Genomic DNA, 16203 nt, shown 5'->3' with positions numbered 1-16203 from the left:
TCTTCCCTACAGCTTAGTTGTAGCATATAAATGCCAATTACATCCTGTTCCAGGCCGGCTTAACACCCAACTGAAAACTGCCAACTCCAAACTGAAAATCGGTAACATCCTTAATACAACAATTTTAGGACTAAACTATTTGAATATTTTTGCTCTCTAATGCCAAAACATTAATCTTATTTTAATGCTCAAAATACGCACGACACAAATATAAACATGAAGAAAAGGTATTTCATCTATGCTGTTTTAGCCATAGGCTTAGCTTATTTGGTTTATTACAGGATTAACGCCAACAAAAAACTTGAAGGAAAAGGCGGGCCGTCAGCTGGTGCCGGAAAAGGTAAAACGGGAGGTAAAGACGGAAAATCGGCACCACTGGTAGTAGACGGTATTGTGGTAAAACCGGTATCGTTCGATAACGACCTTGAAATTACCGGCGCCATTGATGCAAACGAATCGGTTGCCCTAAAAAGCGAAGTATCGGGGCTCGTTACCGGAATTTATTTTCGGGAGGGTGCCACGGTATCAAAAGGAAGCGTATTGGTAAAGGTAAACGACAGGGATATACAGGCACAATTGCAGGATGCGCTGACCAAACAAAAACTTTCGGGTACAAACGAGAACCGGGCAAAACAATTGTTAGCTAAAGGTGCAATAAGCCAGGAAGAATACGATACAGCCCTCGCAGATTTAAAATCGTTGCAGGCCCAGGCACAATTAATCAGGGCGCAGCTGGCAAAAACCACCATTCGTGCTCCTTTTAGCGGCAGAATAGGTTTGCGCAATATCTCTGAAGGAACTTATTTAACCCCGGCAATGGTAATTGCCAACCTGGTAAGCACCAACCCAGTTAAAGTTACTTTTTCCGTTCCGGAGAAATACGCAGGGCAGATTAAAGTGAACTCAGAAATCATATTTACTACGGATGGCTCTTCCAAAGAAAATAAGGGAAAGGTTTACGCAATAGAGCCCGGAATTAATGCGGCTACCCGTACATTACAGATCAGGGCTTTGGCACCTAATGCAGATCAGGCATTATTGCCAGGATCTTTTGCTAAAATTAAGCTTGCGCTTAACACCCTTCAAAACGCCATTCTCATTCCAAACGAAGCGGTTGTTCCGGTTTTAAAAGGCAAAATTGTGTATATCCAAAAAAATGGGAAAGCGCAGGAAGTTAAGGTAGAGGCCGGAACCCGTACGGATGAAAATATTGTTATTACTTCGGGATTAAAAGCCGGAGACACCGTGCTGACCACCGGATCGATGGCCTTAAAGAAAGATGCTCCTGTAAAAGTTCATTTGGCTAAAGAAAAATTATGAGTATCTCCACTACGAGCATAAAACGGCCGGTTTTGGCCATTGTGATGAACTTATTGATTGTTCTTTTTGGCATTATTGGCTATACTTTTCTGGGCGTTCGCGAATACCCTTCGATTGATCCGACTGTAGTTTCGGTAAGAACCTCTTATCCAGGCGCGAACTCTGATATCATCGAATCGCAGATTACCGAACCTTTGGAAAAATCGATCAATGCGATCGATGGGATCCGGAATATTTCTTCATCGAGTAACCAGGGAACGAGCAATATTACCATAGAGTTTAACCTCGATAAAAATATAGAAGAAGCCGCAAATGATGTTCGTGATAAAGTATCGCAAGCGGCAAGAACTTTACCTAAAGATATAGACGGTTTACCGGTAGTCAGTAAGGCTGATGCCAACTCCGATCCGATTTTATCGATGACAATCCAGAGCGATAAACGCAACACACTGGAGCTAAGCGATTTCGCTGAAAACGTAATTGCCGACCGTATCCAAACCATTCCCGGGGTAAGTAGTGTACAAATCCAGGGCCAGAGGAAGTATGCTATGCGGATCTGGATGGATCCAAATAAACTAAGTGCCTACGGCTTAACCTCGCAGGATATTGTTACCGCCTTGGATAATGAGAATGTAGAGCTCCCTTCAGGAAAAATTACCGGGGCTACCACTGAACTAACCGTTAAAACCTTAGGAAAACTAACCAACGAAAGTGAGTTTAACAACCTGATCTTAAGAGCCGACAGCAATCAGGTGGTTAAATTAAAAGATGTGGGTTATGCAGTTTTAGGACCGGAAAATGAGGAAACCATCCTGCGCGAATCCGGCAGGCCCATGGTGGCCATTGCCATTATCCCTCAGCCTGGGGCTAACTACCTCGATATCAGCAAAGAATTTTATAAACGTTTTGATAAACTAAAAGCCGATATACCCCAGGATATTAAACTGAAGGTTGCATTGGATAATACCCTTTTCATCAAGCGTTCGGTAACTGAAGTGGCCGAAACCATTGGTTTATCGCTGGTACTGGTAATTTTAATTATCTACCTGTTTTTTAGAGACTGGGCCATCGCTTTCAGGCCATTGATCGATATTCCGGTGTCACTCATTTTCACTTTTTTTATCATGTATGCCTTTGGCTTTTCGATAAACGTATTGAGTTTACTGGCCATTGTACTGGCAACCGGTCTGGTGGTTGATGATGGTATTGTGGTTACTGAAAATATCTTTAAAAAGGTAGAAGAAGGCATGTCGCCATTTGAAGCGGCCATAAAAGGATCGAACGAAATCTTTTTCGCGGTAATCTCCATTTCCATTACCCTTGCGGCAGTATTCTTACCGGTAATTTTCCTGCAGGGTTTTGTTGGCCGTTTGTTTAGAGAGTTCGGGGTGGTAATCGGTGCTGCTGTATTGGTTTCGGCTTTTGTATCCCTTACTTTAACACCCATGCTAAATGCCTACCTGATGAAAAAGGGTGGTCATAAACCATCGAAGTTTTACAACTGGACAGAGCCTTATTTTATCAAGCTGAACGATGCCTACGGATCGAATTTGAATAAATTTTTAGATAAAAGGTGGCTTTCCATCCCGATTATCCTGGTATGTATGGGTTTAATTTTCTTATTCTGGAAGATTTTACCAAAAGAAACGGCTCCTTACGATGACAGAAGTGCAATCAACATCAATGTAACCACCCCTGAAGGTGCATCTTTTACTTATACCGACCGGTTTATCATGAAACTGAACCAATTGGTGATCGATTCTGTTCTGGAAAAAAACGTGAATATTACCATCACCTCACCTGGTTTTGGGGGTTCAGGTTCAGTAAATTCCGGTTTTGTAAGGATGGGTTTAGTCAATCCCGAAGAACGTAAACGTTCACAAAAGGATATCGCAGATATGCTTACCAGGGTAACTAAAAAATATACAGAAGGTAAAACGATCGTTAACCAACAGCCTACCATCTCAGTTGGCCGCCGTGGTGGCTTACCGATCAGTTATATTATACAGGCGCAGAATTTCGAAAAGCTAAGGGAAAAAATTCCTTTGTTTATGGATGCAGTATCGAAAGATCCTACTTTTACTGTATCGGATGTGAACCTGAAATTTAACAAGCCCGAAATTAACCTGACGATCGACCGGGACAAAGCCAAAAATTTGGGGGTCTCTATCTCTGCAATTGCACAAACCCTGAATTTAGGCCTGAGTGGCCAAAGGTTCTCTTACTTTTTTATGAATGGTAAACAGTACCAGGTAATTGGTCAGTTCGACCGGGGTGACAGGAAAGATCCGCTGGATCTGAGTTCGGTGTATGTTCGGAATGATAAGGGCGAATTGATTCAGCTTGATAACCTGGTTACCGCTAAAGAAGAAAGCAGTCCGCCACAGCTTTACCGGAACAACCGTTTTATTGCCGCTACCGTTTCGGCAGGTTTAGCGCCGGGCAAGAGTATTGGCGAGGGTATAGATGCGATGGATGCGATTGCTAAAAAAGTACTGGACGAGACTTTCTCGACCGATTTAAGTGGCGAATCGCGCGATTTTAAAGAAAGTTCTTCAAATACCTTCTTTGCATTCGGTTTGGCCCTGCTCCTTGTTTATTTAATCCTTTCGGCGCAATTCGAAAGCTTTAAAGACCCAATTATTATCATTTTAACCGTTCCAATGGCCGTTGCCGGAGCCTTTCTATCCCTTTGGCTATGCGGCCAGAGCTGGAACATCTTCAGTCAGATTGGCACTATTATGCTTATTGGTTTGGTTACTAAGAACGGTATTTTAATTGTGGAGTTTGCCAACCAACTTAAAGAAAAAGGTATTGCCATTCCAGAGGCCATTAGGGAAGCGGCGGTTTCGCGTTTGCGCCCGATTTTAATGACGAGTTTGGCCATTGCCATTGGGGCCTTACCTATTGCACTTGCATTGGGGGCGGCAGCAAAAAGCAGGATGAGTATGGGAACGGTAATCGTAGGTGGCACCTTGTTCTCTTTGGTATTAACCCTATTTGTTATACCGGCCATTTACTCTTATTGGGCCAAACCTTATAAACCAAATAAAGAATTAAAAGAAGCCCATCGTTTTGAACAGGAAGCTTTACATACAGAAGAATAAGATGAGCAAGAAATTAAGAACAGTTATCCTCCTGATTAGCTTATCGCTTTCGGGCTTTGCACAAGAAAAGCTAAGCCTGAAGGAAGCCATTACCCTTGCTTTAGCGCATAATTACGACATCAAAATCAGTAAAAACCAGATCGATATAGCAAAGAACAATGCTAATATAGGCAATGCGGGCATGTTACCTAACTTAACTGGAAATTATACCAATGGAGGAAGTATCCAGAATACCCGGCAAACCCCTGCAACTGGTCCTGACCGGGTAATTACAGGTGCCAAGAGTACCAATAATAGTTATGGAGTTGATCTGAACTGGACCATTTTTGATGGTTTTAGGATGTTTGCCAATTACGATCGTTTGAAAGAACTGCAAAAACAGGGCGAATTAAATTCCCGTTTAACCATTTTAACCACTGTAGCTGATGTAATTACGGCTTATTACGATGTTGTAAGACAACAACAATTGGTTAGAGCAGCCGATAGTGCTATGGATGTTTCGGTATTGCGTACCAACATTGCCAAAACCAAATTACAGCTTGGCCGTGGCTCTAAATTGGATGTTTTAACGGCACAGGTTGATTATAATACCGATACTTCAAATTATCTGCAGACCAAAAATGCGCTGCAGGTAGCCAAAGTGCGTTTAAACCAATTAATGGTCAGAGATATTGGCACCTCCTTTACTGTTACAGATAGCATTGATGTGGATGAGGGTATCCTGTTTAGCAAAATGGCGGAAATAGCCGGACAGCAGAACCCTAACGTCCAGAATGCCTTTATTAATCAACGTATAGCTTCCTTAAATTTAAAATCTGTCCGTGGGGCACGATATCCATCCGTTAGCTTAAATTCAGGTTACAGCAGGGCAAATAGTACCAGTCCTACAGGTTTTAACCAAAAATTTGCAGCAAACGGTTTTACCTACGGTGTTACGGCAAGTATAAATTTATTTAACGGTTTTTTACAGCGTCAACAAGAACGCAATGCAAAAATAGAGGTCGATAATTCTACCCTTAACCTGAGTAAGGCCAAGCTGGATGTGAATGCACAGTTGCTCACTGCTTACGAAAATTATAGCACCTATTTAGACCTGATTAAACTGGAGCAGCGAAATGTAGATATTGCAAAAGAAAATTTAGCGATTACATTGGCAAAGTACCGTTTGGGCAGCATCGCTCCTTTAGAATTAAGAGAGGCACAGCGAAATGCCATTGATGCACAAAACCGTTTTATCGAAATGCAATACCAGGCCAAAGTAGCCGAAACTACACTGAAAGAAATCAGTGGAAATATCGATTTAGGAAATTAGTTGCTGAGAAATTGCCTGAATTCGTTTAAAAAGGTATAAATAATAAAGTTCATCAGTTATTGTTAGCGGTTTAGCTGCACGAATACGTTAACCCCTGCCAATCTATTTGGCTACATATGCCAAAAGGGAGTATTTAAAACAACTCCTATTTGTTTAAATGATGGCGAAATGAAAAGTGTAATCTGCTAAATGAGAGATTATGAAAGAAATATAGCCTCAACTGACTAATAATTACGATGGTTTCGATATCATAAAAGCTAAATTTAGGTAATAACCTGTTTTTTTAGCAACGATTGCACATTAGCACAAAAACACAACTAAACGGAACAGCACTTTAGAAGTAAAGAAATTATTTCAAGTATAAAATTCTATAATTAATTTTTATATTTAGTCCCATGATACTTGTTGCAGACAGTGGCTCATCGAAAACCGATTGGATGGGCTATCATAATGGCGAGACCATTAAATTTAGCACCCCCGGAATAAACCCTTATTTCTTAAGTGAACAAGAAATAACCAAGCTGATTTCTAAAAATGAATCCTTGTTGCAATACGCTGATGAGGTAAAAGAAATCTACTTTTTTGGAGCCGGTTGTTCTTCGCCCGATAAACATGAGGTTGTTTCAAATGGCCTCTCGGCCATTTTTGGTAATGCCTTTATTTCGGTAGACCACGATCTTCTGGGCTCTGTTTATGCTACCTGCGGAAATGCAGAAGGTTTAAACTGTATTTTGGGTACCGGCTCGAACATCTGTTATTTTGATGGAAAAAAAATCCACGATGGGCATCATGGCTTAGGTTATGTTCTGGGCGATGAGGGTTCCGGTACCTTTTTTGGTAAAAAGGTACTTCTAAGCTATCTGTATAATAAAATGCCATCAACTTTGGCGGCAGAATTTAAAAAATCTTATCCGGCAGAGAAAGAGCAGATCATCACCAATGTGTATCAAAAACCTTTCCCAAACATTTACCTGGCAGGCTTTAGCCGCTTTATGGCCAGCCATAAAGAGCATCCGTTTATTCAGGATATTTTAAGAACAGGCTTTCAGGAATTTATAGATACGAATATTAAAGACTACCCCAAACATAAAAGCGTACCCTGCCATTTTGTAGGGTCAATTGCCTATTATTATCAGGATGTCCTGGTTTCAGTCTTGGTAGAAAACGGAATCGAGCCTGGTAAAATTTTACAAAAACCTATCGATGAGCTGTTTAACTTCATTTTGCAGAAAGAAGGCGTTATACAGCAAGTCAGTTAAATCAAAATCTACTTAAGCCATAATAAATTGTTAAAATATGCTTAAGATTGTAAACATATCGACACAAACGTTTGTTATAAGCTTAACAGCATATAATTGCTAACACATATGAAGAGAATACTGGTTGTAGACGATGATATTGAGGTTTTAGAAACCATACAATTAATACTGGAAATTGGAGGGTTTAAAGTTTCGTCACTGAATGATGGTGAGGAGATTTTTAACAGAATTGAAAAATTTAGTCCTGATTTAATCCTTTTGGACATTTCTCTGGGGCATATAGACGGGCGCGTATTATGCGAACAGTTAAAATCGATTGAAAGCACGGCGAAAATTCCAATTTTGCTTATTTCCGGTTTATATGACCCAAAAGATTTTACAACTTTAAACTACGGCCAGGACGATTTCTTGTCAAAACCGTTTCAAATGGATGTGCTGCTTAAAAAAATCAGTAAAATTCTTTCCCTTGAAGAAGATAAACCGAGTTTTCTTTTAAATTAGAGTACATCATATACGATTTTAAGCCAAAGAACATGCCGTTTTTTGGCTTTCTCTTTTCTGCTAATCTGTCATTTTGGCAAACAAATCCTTTTGGAACAACCCTTGTTAGGTCGGAAGTAGATTTAAACAATTTATTTACGTATGAGCATACAGGAAAAAGGAAACATCTCGATACATACCGAGAATATCTTCCCGATTATTAAGAAGTTTTTATATTCTGATAACGAAATCTTTCTTCGTGAATTGGTTTCCAATGCAGTAGATGCAGTCCAAAAGATTAAAAGACTGGCTTCATTAGGTCAGTTTAATGGAGAAGTTGGTGCACCATTGGTACAGGTTGCGGTTGATAAGGATGCGAAAACCATTACCATCAGCGACAATGGTTTGGGTATGACTGCCGAAGAGATAAAAAAATACATTAACCAGGTTGCATTTTCAGGCGCAAGTGAGTTTGTAGAAAAATTTAAAGATGCTAAAGATGCCAATGAAATCATCGGTAAATTCGGTTTAGGTTTTTACTCAGCCTTTATGGTTGCAGATTTAGTCGAGATTCAGACGTTATCCTACCAGGATGGTGCGGAACCTGCGCGTTGGGTTTGCGATGGCAGTACCGAATTTGAAATTACGGAAGGTACCAGAACCACCCGTGGTACCGATATCATCTTACATATTAACAAAGATTCTGAAGAATTTTTAGAAGAGAGCAAGCTTCAGGGTATTCTCGATAAATATGCTAAATTCTTACCAGTTCCGATTAAATTTGGTACTAAAACAGAATCTGTTGAAGACGGTGTTGATGAAGAGGGTAAAGCAAAATTCAAGAGTGTTGAAGTAGATAACATCATTAATACCACCAACCCTATCTGGACAAAAGCTCCTGCAGATTTGTCAGATGAGGATTATTTAAGTTTTTACCGCGAATTATATCCGTTTAGCGACGAGCCATTATTCTGGATCCACCTCAATGTCGATTATCCGTTTAATTTAACCGGCGTACTGTATTTCCCTAAATTGAAAAACGACTTCGAAATACAGCGCAACAAAATCAAACTTTACTCGCGCCAGGTTTTCATTACCGATGAGGTTAAAGATATTGTACCGGAATTTTTAATGTTATTGCATGGTGTAATCGATTCGCCAGATATTCCGTTAAACGTATCCCGTAGCTTCCTACAAGCCGATAGCAATGTTAAAAAGATCAACAATTACATTACTAAAAAGGTTGCCGATAAATTAGCGGAACTTTTTGCAAAAGACCGTAAAGCTTATGAAGATAAATGGAAAGACATCGGTTTATTTGTTAAATATGGCATGATCAGTGAAGAGAAGTTTTATGATAAAGCTAAAGATTTTGCTTTAGTTGGAAATACTAAAAATGAACTTTTCACACTTCCTGAGTACAAAGAAAAGGTAGCTCCTTTACAAACAGATAAAAACGGTACGGTGGTTTATTTATATACCAACGATGCTGCCAAGCAGGATGCCTTTATCCAATCGGCAAATAAAAAAGATTATGATGTTCTGGTATTGGATTCGCCTATTGACAATCATTTTATCAATCAGTTAGAGCAAAAACTGGAGAAAACATCGATTAAACGTGTAGATTCGGGGGTTGCCGACAAGTTAATTGAGAAAGATGAGCAGAATGAGCATGTATTAAGCGAAGATCAGGTAAAAGAATTAACGGCCATTTTTGAAAAAGCAGTGACCAAACCAGGGATGCATGTAGAGGTTGTAGCCTTACATCCTGAAGAATTGCCGGTTACCATTACCATGGATGAATTTATGCGCAGAATGAAAGATATGGCTGCAATGGGTGGTGGAATGAGCTTTTATGGCCAAATGCCGGATAATTACAAGGTTGCCATTAACGGAAACCATAAATTGGTGAGTAAAATTTTAAAAGCTGAAGGAGAAGAGCAAAGCAACCTCGCCAAGCAAGCGGTAGATTTGGCACTTTTAGCACAAGGGATGTTAACTGGTGCAGATTTAACCGCTTTTGTTAGCAGAAGCGTAGAACTCATCTAATCAGGATATCATGTATTATGGGAAGGGAGAAACCGAATCGGTTTCTCCCTTTTTCTTTAGTACAGGAAAATAAAAAGCCCTGATTAAATCAGGGCTTTTATAATAATTTTCGGAAAACGATTCGATTAAGATAATCTTGTTTAGCTTGCTGTTGTATTGCTTTTTGATCTACATTGATGAAGTAACATTATGATCTTCGATCATTTTAGCAATGATAGCCGCTTTAGTATCCGTTATTTTAAATTCAAATAATGGCTCCTGGTTTTTCTTTGATCTTACCATTTTCTCTGTATAAAAGCGGTATACTAAACCATTGGTTAATAAACCGTATTTAGCTTTTGTTTTACGGAAGTATTTAGAAAGGCGGGAATCGTGAATATCTAAGTTATCATTATGATGTTTACATTCTACAAGGATGGTTGGTTCGCCATCTTTCATAATGGTGTAATCCACTTTTTTACTTTTTTTAACCCCGAAATCTAGAACGGCTTCGGATTGAACCTCTGAAGGATCGAATCCTAAGATTTGGATAAAAGGCATAACTAACGCATTCCTGGTTAAATCCTCAGATTGAACTTGTGGAAGCATTTTCTTAATTCTTACGGCAAATTGCCCGATTTCGTCTTTCAATTCCATGTTTTCTCTATTATTAGGTGGTTAGTTTTTTAAATTGTACTGGTTAAACACCGAGTTGGCAGTGGTAATAATTTGATCTAAACTTTGCTTATCAAAAAAGTTCCTGTTCAACATATCAACCATGTAGGTTAATTTGTTGATATCTGCTGCCTGCATGGTAAACTGGAGGCTTTTCATGCCATCTTTAATCGCCTGCTGAACGTAGTTGCGTACCACCAGAAAAGATTTTCTGAATGCATAATCGCCATCCAACTGGCCTTTAACAGGGCTTTGTCCATCAAGATTGCTATACTCATTCTGCATTCTCTGATACATATCTGAGTTAATCCCTTGATTTTTTAGAATTCCCTTGTAGTAGATTTTATTCAGTAAATACTCGTATTCGTTGTGTTTCATGAGGCTTGATAGATGTAGGGAAATAATTCTTTGCTTTTCGGTTTTTAGTTTTTAATTAAACTTACCCAGTATTGTATGGCCTGTTTTAATTTTATTATCTAACAGGCTACACAAAATTGGGCAGGTAGATGTTTTTTTTTCAATTAGCCGTTTTCACTTCTAATTATTTGTTTTTGGCAAACAGTATAAAGATTAAAAAAAGAAGCTGTGCGATTAATTTTTTTACATCAACCACCCGGAATATTACACGAAACCCTTAAGTTTTTTAGATGAAAACGGATTCAAGATTTTTTTTAGCCCATGTGCTAAATCCATTCATTTTTATTTAACTTGCATTTCAAATCAAAACAAACCTATTTATACCCATGAATCTAAAATGCGTTGTTATAGACGACGAGCAACACGCAATTGAAGTACTAACTGACCACATTGCAGAAATGCCTGGTTTAACTGTTTTTAAAACTTTTACCAGCCCTGTCCAGGCGCTTACGGAGATAAGCATGAAGGACGAAATTGATTTATTGTTTATGGATATTGATATGCCAGGAATAAATGGATTGGAACTGGCTAAAAACATCAGGGAAAAAGCAAAATATTTGATTTTTACAACAGCACATCCAGACTATGCCTTGCAGGCATTTGATGTACAATCGGATCAGTATCTGCTAAAACCTATTTCATTTTCAAAATTTGCAATCGGTATCGACAGGATTTTGAAGAAAGAGGCAAACAATACAAAAGTTGTTTCCAAAGAAGCAGACCCGGTATCGGCTTTATATATTAAAGGCGACCATAAGTATGCTTTTTCCAATATTGCCATTGATGAAATACTTTACATCAAAGCTTTACAGAATTATATACAGATTATTACAAAATCTGAAACCCATACTACCTACCTCACACTTAAGGAAATTGAAAAGGCTTTAGAAAACCACGCATTTATACGCGTTAATAAATCTAATATTGTTGCCAAAGCTGCAATTAAAAAGGTAGATGGAAATATAATCCGATTGGTAAATAACGAAATGATACAAATTGGCGAAGGTTATAAAGATACTTTCTTCGCCTATGTACAAAGCAGTTTACTAAAATCCAACAGGAATCAATAATTGTAAAACAGCATCAATCCGGCTGGTCAGTATTATTGCATGGCTTTGTTCAGAACTCAGATGAGTTGCTTAATGGTTCTGAACTTTAATATTTTTAATAAACAAAACGCTTATTGGCAAATTTACCCGTAGCTACTGTATTTCTAGCTTTTATAATAGAATAAACTATATTACATCTACAATAAAGCTTGTCATTACGCTATGACTCATATCGCCTGTCGGACTTGTAGAATAGTTGTTTTGAGCTTTAATGTTTTTATAAATAAAGGCAGTTTTTTTAGCAAGTTTAGTTGTGGCAGTTGTATTTTGAGCTTTCATAATATTGTATATTAATTGTTGTAATTATTTTTTGTTATTAATTTTCTGTAAAGATGCATGTCAAAACCAACTACAACCATTTTTTTACACAAACCCCCAGTTTTGGGAGATAAAAACCCCATTTCAATAGATTAAAGGAAAAAAAATGAACTTTTTAAACTTAAAAACATTCTACGAAAAGTACAAGTTTCACCTATTGGTATGGAGTCTTTACATCGTTTATGAAGTGTTTATTCTTGGTTTAGTAACCAACAGGTTCAGACAACCAGCCGCTTATTTACTCGTTTATATTGTTAACATTTCTACATTTTATATTTATGGTTTTTTCTTTAAGAAAGCATTAACTACGCAAACGAAATCATTAAAAATATTAAAAATCGTTACCCTGATTACATTAGTAATTTCCGGATACGCAGTTTCTACATTTCTGCTGATCATTTTGTTTGAAAAAATTGGGCTGCTAACGAAAAGCTCAATAGGATTCTTAGACCGGGAATTTATATTATCCTGTGTTTACAGGTGTATACTCTATATTGGTTATTCTACCGGTTATGTGTATATCATTAAATCATTCCAGGATCAAAAAAGATTAGAGGCGCTGGAAAGACAGAATCTTGTTACCCAAATAGAAAAGCAGGCTTTAGAGAATGACCTGGTTCAATCCCAAAACGATTATCTGCGCAGTCAGATCAACCCACACTTTCTGTTTAATACATTGAACTTTATTTATAATGATGCCCGCAAAAAGGCACCGATGGCGGCAGATGCCATTATGAACCTGTCTGAAATGATGCGTTATGCATTAAAACGGCCTGAAGCATCAGAGATGGTTCCTTTAAGTGAAGAAATTGAGCAAATTGAACACCTGATCAACCTCCATAAACTCCGTACAGCTAACACAATTAACCTGGAACTTGAGGTAACAGGCGATATGTTCGGGTTGAGATTTCCGCCGCTTATTTTATTAACGCTGGTGGAAAACATGTTTAAGCATGGAAATGTTTCGCACTCCACTCAGCCGGCACTTATTAAAATTACTTATCAACAAGATAAACTTCATATCAGCACCATCAACATGATCAACGATAATAAGGGCAAGCAGACAGCAAGCCACCATGTTGGGATTGATAATATTGGCAAGCGCCTGAGCAGTTTTTACGGTAATGATTATGTATTCAGTTATTACAAAGATCCGCTTAACCGCTATATCACCGAAATAAGTGTAACCGCCCTTAATCCATTGGCTAAGTTAAACCGTTAATTCCAATCGCATTCTGCCGCTGAATATCTTTTAGTAGAAAATAGTACATAACCATTTCGTGGGTTCGCTGATCTTGGTTGAAAAGCCGGTTCACATGCATATGGATTAAATCGGTCAATAGCTTTGGCGCATTTTCCGGGGCACATAGCTTAAGCGTTTTGATAAACGAATCTGAAAACATGCCAAAGCTCCGCTCCTGTTCTGCTGTTGATACTGCTCTTTCTGTTTTTCGAAACTCCTGGTAATGATTATTTAATTGTTTAAAATCGGCTGCATCTAACCGGTGTTCTTCATTAAAGCTATCAGACATCAATCTTACCATCTTATTGATAGCCGGCTTATCGATCACACCAGATCCGGTAATCTTCGAAAACAAAAGACCACACCATTGGTATTTGCTGAAATCGTCAGCCTGGGTTTTTAATAGCGATAATACAAATTCACTATCGACAGCAAAATGCTGCTCAACATTTTCGATCATATTACTGCCATAACGCTCTAACTCACGCTTATAGGTTTTAATCTGCACATCAGACACCAAACCTGAATTTACGAACAGTTCAAGATCATCCATGAGTTTTGATGTTAACAATTGCCCATCGTCCGGATTGTTCAGTCGAATCCTAAACCTGATGTGGTTTCCATTTTCATTGTAGCGGATAAAAAACCACGATTTAACATGATCACTATGGGTGGATACCAAAGGGGCGATTACTTCTGTCAAAATCTGATCACCACGCTGATGGTGGCTATAAATTTCGAAATACAACCATTCTTTACCCGGCAGGAAAAACCGGGTTACCCCTGCATCTGCAGATTTCTTGGTCAAACCACGATAAATTTGTTCACCGTGACCTAGGCCTAATACAAACTGTGCCAAATAAGGCCTGCCGGCTTCATCAATCACGGTAGTGTTTTGAGGCAATAACATTTCTTCTATATAGGTACTTCCATTTTTTTGCAGGTATTGCAAAAAAGCAGCTATATCATCGTCGTTTTGCAGGGCAAAACATAGTGTTTGATCGGATATACCTGCTTTAAAATATTCGCTAACCCCTAAATTGTTCAGGTATGATCTACAGTTGGCTACAGACAGCAATTTCTGATCGGCACCTAAAAGGGCTTCTTTTTTAATCCTCCATTTATTACGGCTTAAAACTATGTTTTGATATTGTAGCCTTGGATAATAATCCAAATCAGGGAAAACAGTATCCAGCTGAAAGGAAAGATTGGCCTGTATGCCTTGATATTGTAAATCGCACAGTAACCGGAATACAGAAAGATCAGAGCGGGTGTAGTTATACGCAGAAGCCATTCTTGGCACGAGGCGTTTATTCAAATGCTTAGAGCGAAGAATAATCTCTGTGCCCCTAATTGAAATCTGTATATCGTTTAAGGCAAGCGGCGATGCTGAGGTATCAAAATTTAAGATGGATAACTGATGCCCATAAATCAGTTTTCTTCTGTTTACATTATCTACACTGGCCTCTACCATGTAAGCCACATCAAAAAATAGCACCTCCGGATTTGCCTGTTGTTCTGCAGCCGCAACGTCTTTGGCATACTGTGCTACCTCGTCGGCTGCCATTGTAAATCTCCCGTTTAATGCATTTGATGTAACTCCGCCGATCTGTTCGATAAAAATCAAATCATCATGAACCGACATTACCATGCTAAATGAATTGGGTAAAGGTGCCAATTTTTGATTCGGCTTCACATCCTGTTTGTTCAGGTAAACAGTTTTACCTTTTTCGAAATGCTGTTCCGTTAAATAAGGCTTTAATGCCGTTTTAATATTTTCTGCATCTGATTTTTTCGGTGCCTTATTACTAAAGCGGGTGATAAACGCGCTGTTGTGACCGGATTGTTCCAACTCATCGTAGCCTACTCCCATTTCCGGATCCAGCGCCAATAAAAGCGGTACTTCCTGCTCTTCGAATTTCTTCTTAAACCTAACCTGAAACTGGCTAAGCGCATCACGGTCTCTTGCTGGCATTATATTATGCAGCATAGTGATTAAACCTGGAACGGCCTGAAACAAATGCTCATTAATACCGCCCGACAAAGCTTTGCGCTGTGCGATCAGGTATTTTGGCAACCCGGCTGTAGCATTGAGGCCTAACCGTTCAAAATAATCATCTCCAATAATATTGGGGTCATAATTGGTAAAAATAAGCTGTAAATCATGCATATCCTGTAGCAGGCCAAACAGATTATCAGTTTCAGCATTACTTAAATTTAATTGTTTTACCAGATCATTAAACCTGAGCGGCTTTAAGCAGGCAGCCAGTATTTGTTTTACAAAGTTATCTTGATCCAACTCGGCCAGTTCGAAAACACCATCGCTACAGGCTATATAGCGGATACTGTTGGGCGTTAAATAATAACTGCTGTTACTAAATAAAAGGCAGTTTTTCTGCAATAGGTCTGCTAATGGAAATTGAATATTGTTCTTAGAAGGCCAATCAACCAGTTCGCGTACCGTTTGAGTTTGTTCGATTACGATTTTGCTTTCAGATGGTTTAATGGCATTGTTTAACAACGTAAAACCAGCAAAAGTGCCGTAAGGTGTTGAGCGGAACTTCGCACGGTTAAAATATTTCCAGATGGTGAAATAAACCCTAGGCGGAAGATCCTTGAGTTCGCTTGCTTTTACTTCTTTTATGGTTTCGTAAAAAGCTGCTGAAGACACAGAAATGGCCTGTTTTAATTCCTCCCAACAATCTGCCAGTTCGGATTGATATGAAAATTTAGGTGTTCTAAAAATTACGGTTGGTTGGATCTTCAGTTTCATTGCGTGTAAATGGTAGCCGAAAATTACAAAGATTAATTTAATTATTCTTTTTCAGCCCGCAATTGGTGGCGCTCAGTTGATGATCAACCTCAAAATATAATGGACTTTGTTCGTATCTTAATTGGGTTTTCGATCCTTGATGATACGGGAATGACGGAGGCA

At 38.7% G+C, this 16203-nt stretch carries 12 protein-coding genes; 8 read left to right on the top strand and 4 right to left on the bottom strand.

Annotated features, from left to right (window positions below):
• The first annotated feature begins 216 nt into the window (after positions 1-216).
• The 6 genes from GGQ60_RS20255 (at position 217) to htpG (ending at position 9527) form a co-directional block, all read left to right on the top strand.
• Positions 217-1320: an efflux RND transporter periplasmic adaptor subunit gene (locus GGQ60_RS20255; RefSeq protein WP_183767816.1), complete on the top strand. Its 1104-nt coding sequence runs from the start codon at positions 217-219 to the stop codon at positions 1318-1320.
• Positions 1317-4427, top strand: coding sequence for an efflux RND transporter permease subunit (locus tag GGQ60_RS20250; RefSeq protein ID WP_183767814.1), 3111 nt, complete (start codon positions 1317-1319; stop codon positions 4425-4427). Before GGQ60_RS20255 ends, GGQ60_RS20250 begins: the two co-directional genes overlap by 4 nt.
• 1 nt (position 4428) lies before the next feature.
• The gene (locus GGQ60_RS20245) at positions 4429-5739 is read left to right on the top strand and encodes a TolC family protein (protein WP_183767812.1); all 1311 of its coding nucleotides are present in this window, start codon (positions 4429-4431) and stop codon (positions 5737-5739) included.
• 395 nt (positions 5740-6134) lie between these two features.
• The gene (locus tag GGQ60_RS20240; RefSeq protein ID WP_229685171.1) at positions 6135-6998 is read left to right on the top strand and encodes an N-acetylglucosamine kinase; all 864 of its coding nucleotides are present in this window, start codon (positions 6135-6137) and stop codon (positions 6996-6998) included.
• Between the two features lie 108 nt (positions 6999-7106).
• A complete protein-coding gene (locus GGQ60_RS20235) occupies positions 7107-7499 on the top strand; it encodes a response regulator (RefSeq protein ID WP_183767810.1) in 393 nt (130 codons plus the stop codon).
• A gap of 141 nt (positions 7500-7640) precedes the next feature.
• Positions 7641-9527 (top strand): molecular chaperone HtpG, encoded by a 1887-nt coding sequence (gene htpG, locus GGQ60_RS20230; protein WP_221236012.1) that lies wholly within the window; start codon positions 7641-7643, stop codon positions 9525-9527.
• 168 nt (positions 9528-9695) lie between these two features.
• Here htpG and GGQ60_RS20225 read toward each other — a convergent pair whose 3' ends face one another.
• Together GGQ60_RS20225 and GGQ60_RS20220 are read right to left on the bottom strand one after the other, a co-directional pair.
• Positions 9696-10163 carry a type I restriction enzyme HsdR N-terminal domain-containing protein gene (locus tag GGQ60_RS20225; RefSeq protein WP_183767808.1) on the bottom strand — a complete coding sequence of 156 codons (468 nt, stop codon included), beginning with the start codon at positions 10161-10163 and terminating at the stop codon, positions 9696-9698.
• Positions 10164-10184: 21 nt separating this feature from the next.
• Complete coding sequence (locus tag GGQ60_RS20220; protein WP_183767806.1) at positions 10185-10559, bottom strand: hypothetical protein; 375 nt, start codon at positions 10557-10559, stop codon at positions 10185-10187.
• Between the two features lie 365 nt (positions 10560-10924).
• Between GGQ60_RS20220 and GGQ60_RS20215 the strand changes: the two genes are divergently transcribed.
• Positions 10925-11668, top strand: a complete 744-nt coding sequence (locus GGQ60_RS20215) for a LytR/AlgR family response regulator transcription factor (RefSeq protein ID WP_183767804.1) — start codon at positions 10925-10927, stop codon at positions 11666-11668.
• 165 nt (positions 11669-11833) lie between these two features.
• On the opposite strand, the gene GGQ60_RS20210 is transcribed toward GGQ60_RS20215, so the two are convergent.
• Positions 11834-11986: a hypothetical protein gene (locus GGQ60_RS20210; RefSeq protein WP_183767802.1), complete on the bottom strand. Its 153-nt coding sequence runs from the start codon at positions 11984-11986 to the stop codon at positions 11834-11836.
• Between the two features lie 145 nt (positions 11987-12131).
• On the opposite strand from GGQ60_RS20210, the gene GGQ60_RS20205 reads away from it, so the two are divergent.
• The gene (locus tag GGQ60_RS20205) at positions 12132-13247 is read left to right on the top strand and encodes a sensor histidine kinase (protein WP_183767800.1); all 1116 of its coding nucleotides are present in this window, start codon (positions 12132-12134) and stop codon (positions 13245-13247) included.
• Here GGQ60_RS20205 and GGQ60_RS20200 read toward each other — a convergent pair.
• Positions 13231-16041, bottom strand: a complete 2811-nt coding sequence (locus tag GGQ60_RS20200) for a lantibiotic dehydratase (RefSeq protein ID WP_183767798.1) — start codon at positions 16039-16041, stop codon at positions 13231-13233. The two genes, GGQ60_RS20205 and GGQ60_RS20200, sit on opposite strands and share 17 nt — an antisense overlap.
• Positions 16042-16203: the final 162 nt, after the last annotated feature.

The sequence above is a fragment of the Pedobacter zeae genome (assembly GCF_014196715.1).
Taxonomy (GTDB): domain Bacteria; phylum Bacteroidota; class Bacteroidia; order Sphingobacteriales; family Sphingobacteriaceae; genus Pedobacter; species Pedobacter zeae.
Note: the sequence above shows the minus strand (reverse complement) of the source record. Positions and strands in the feature narration are given on the sequence as shown.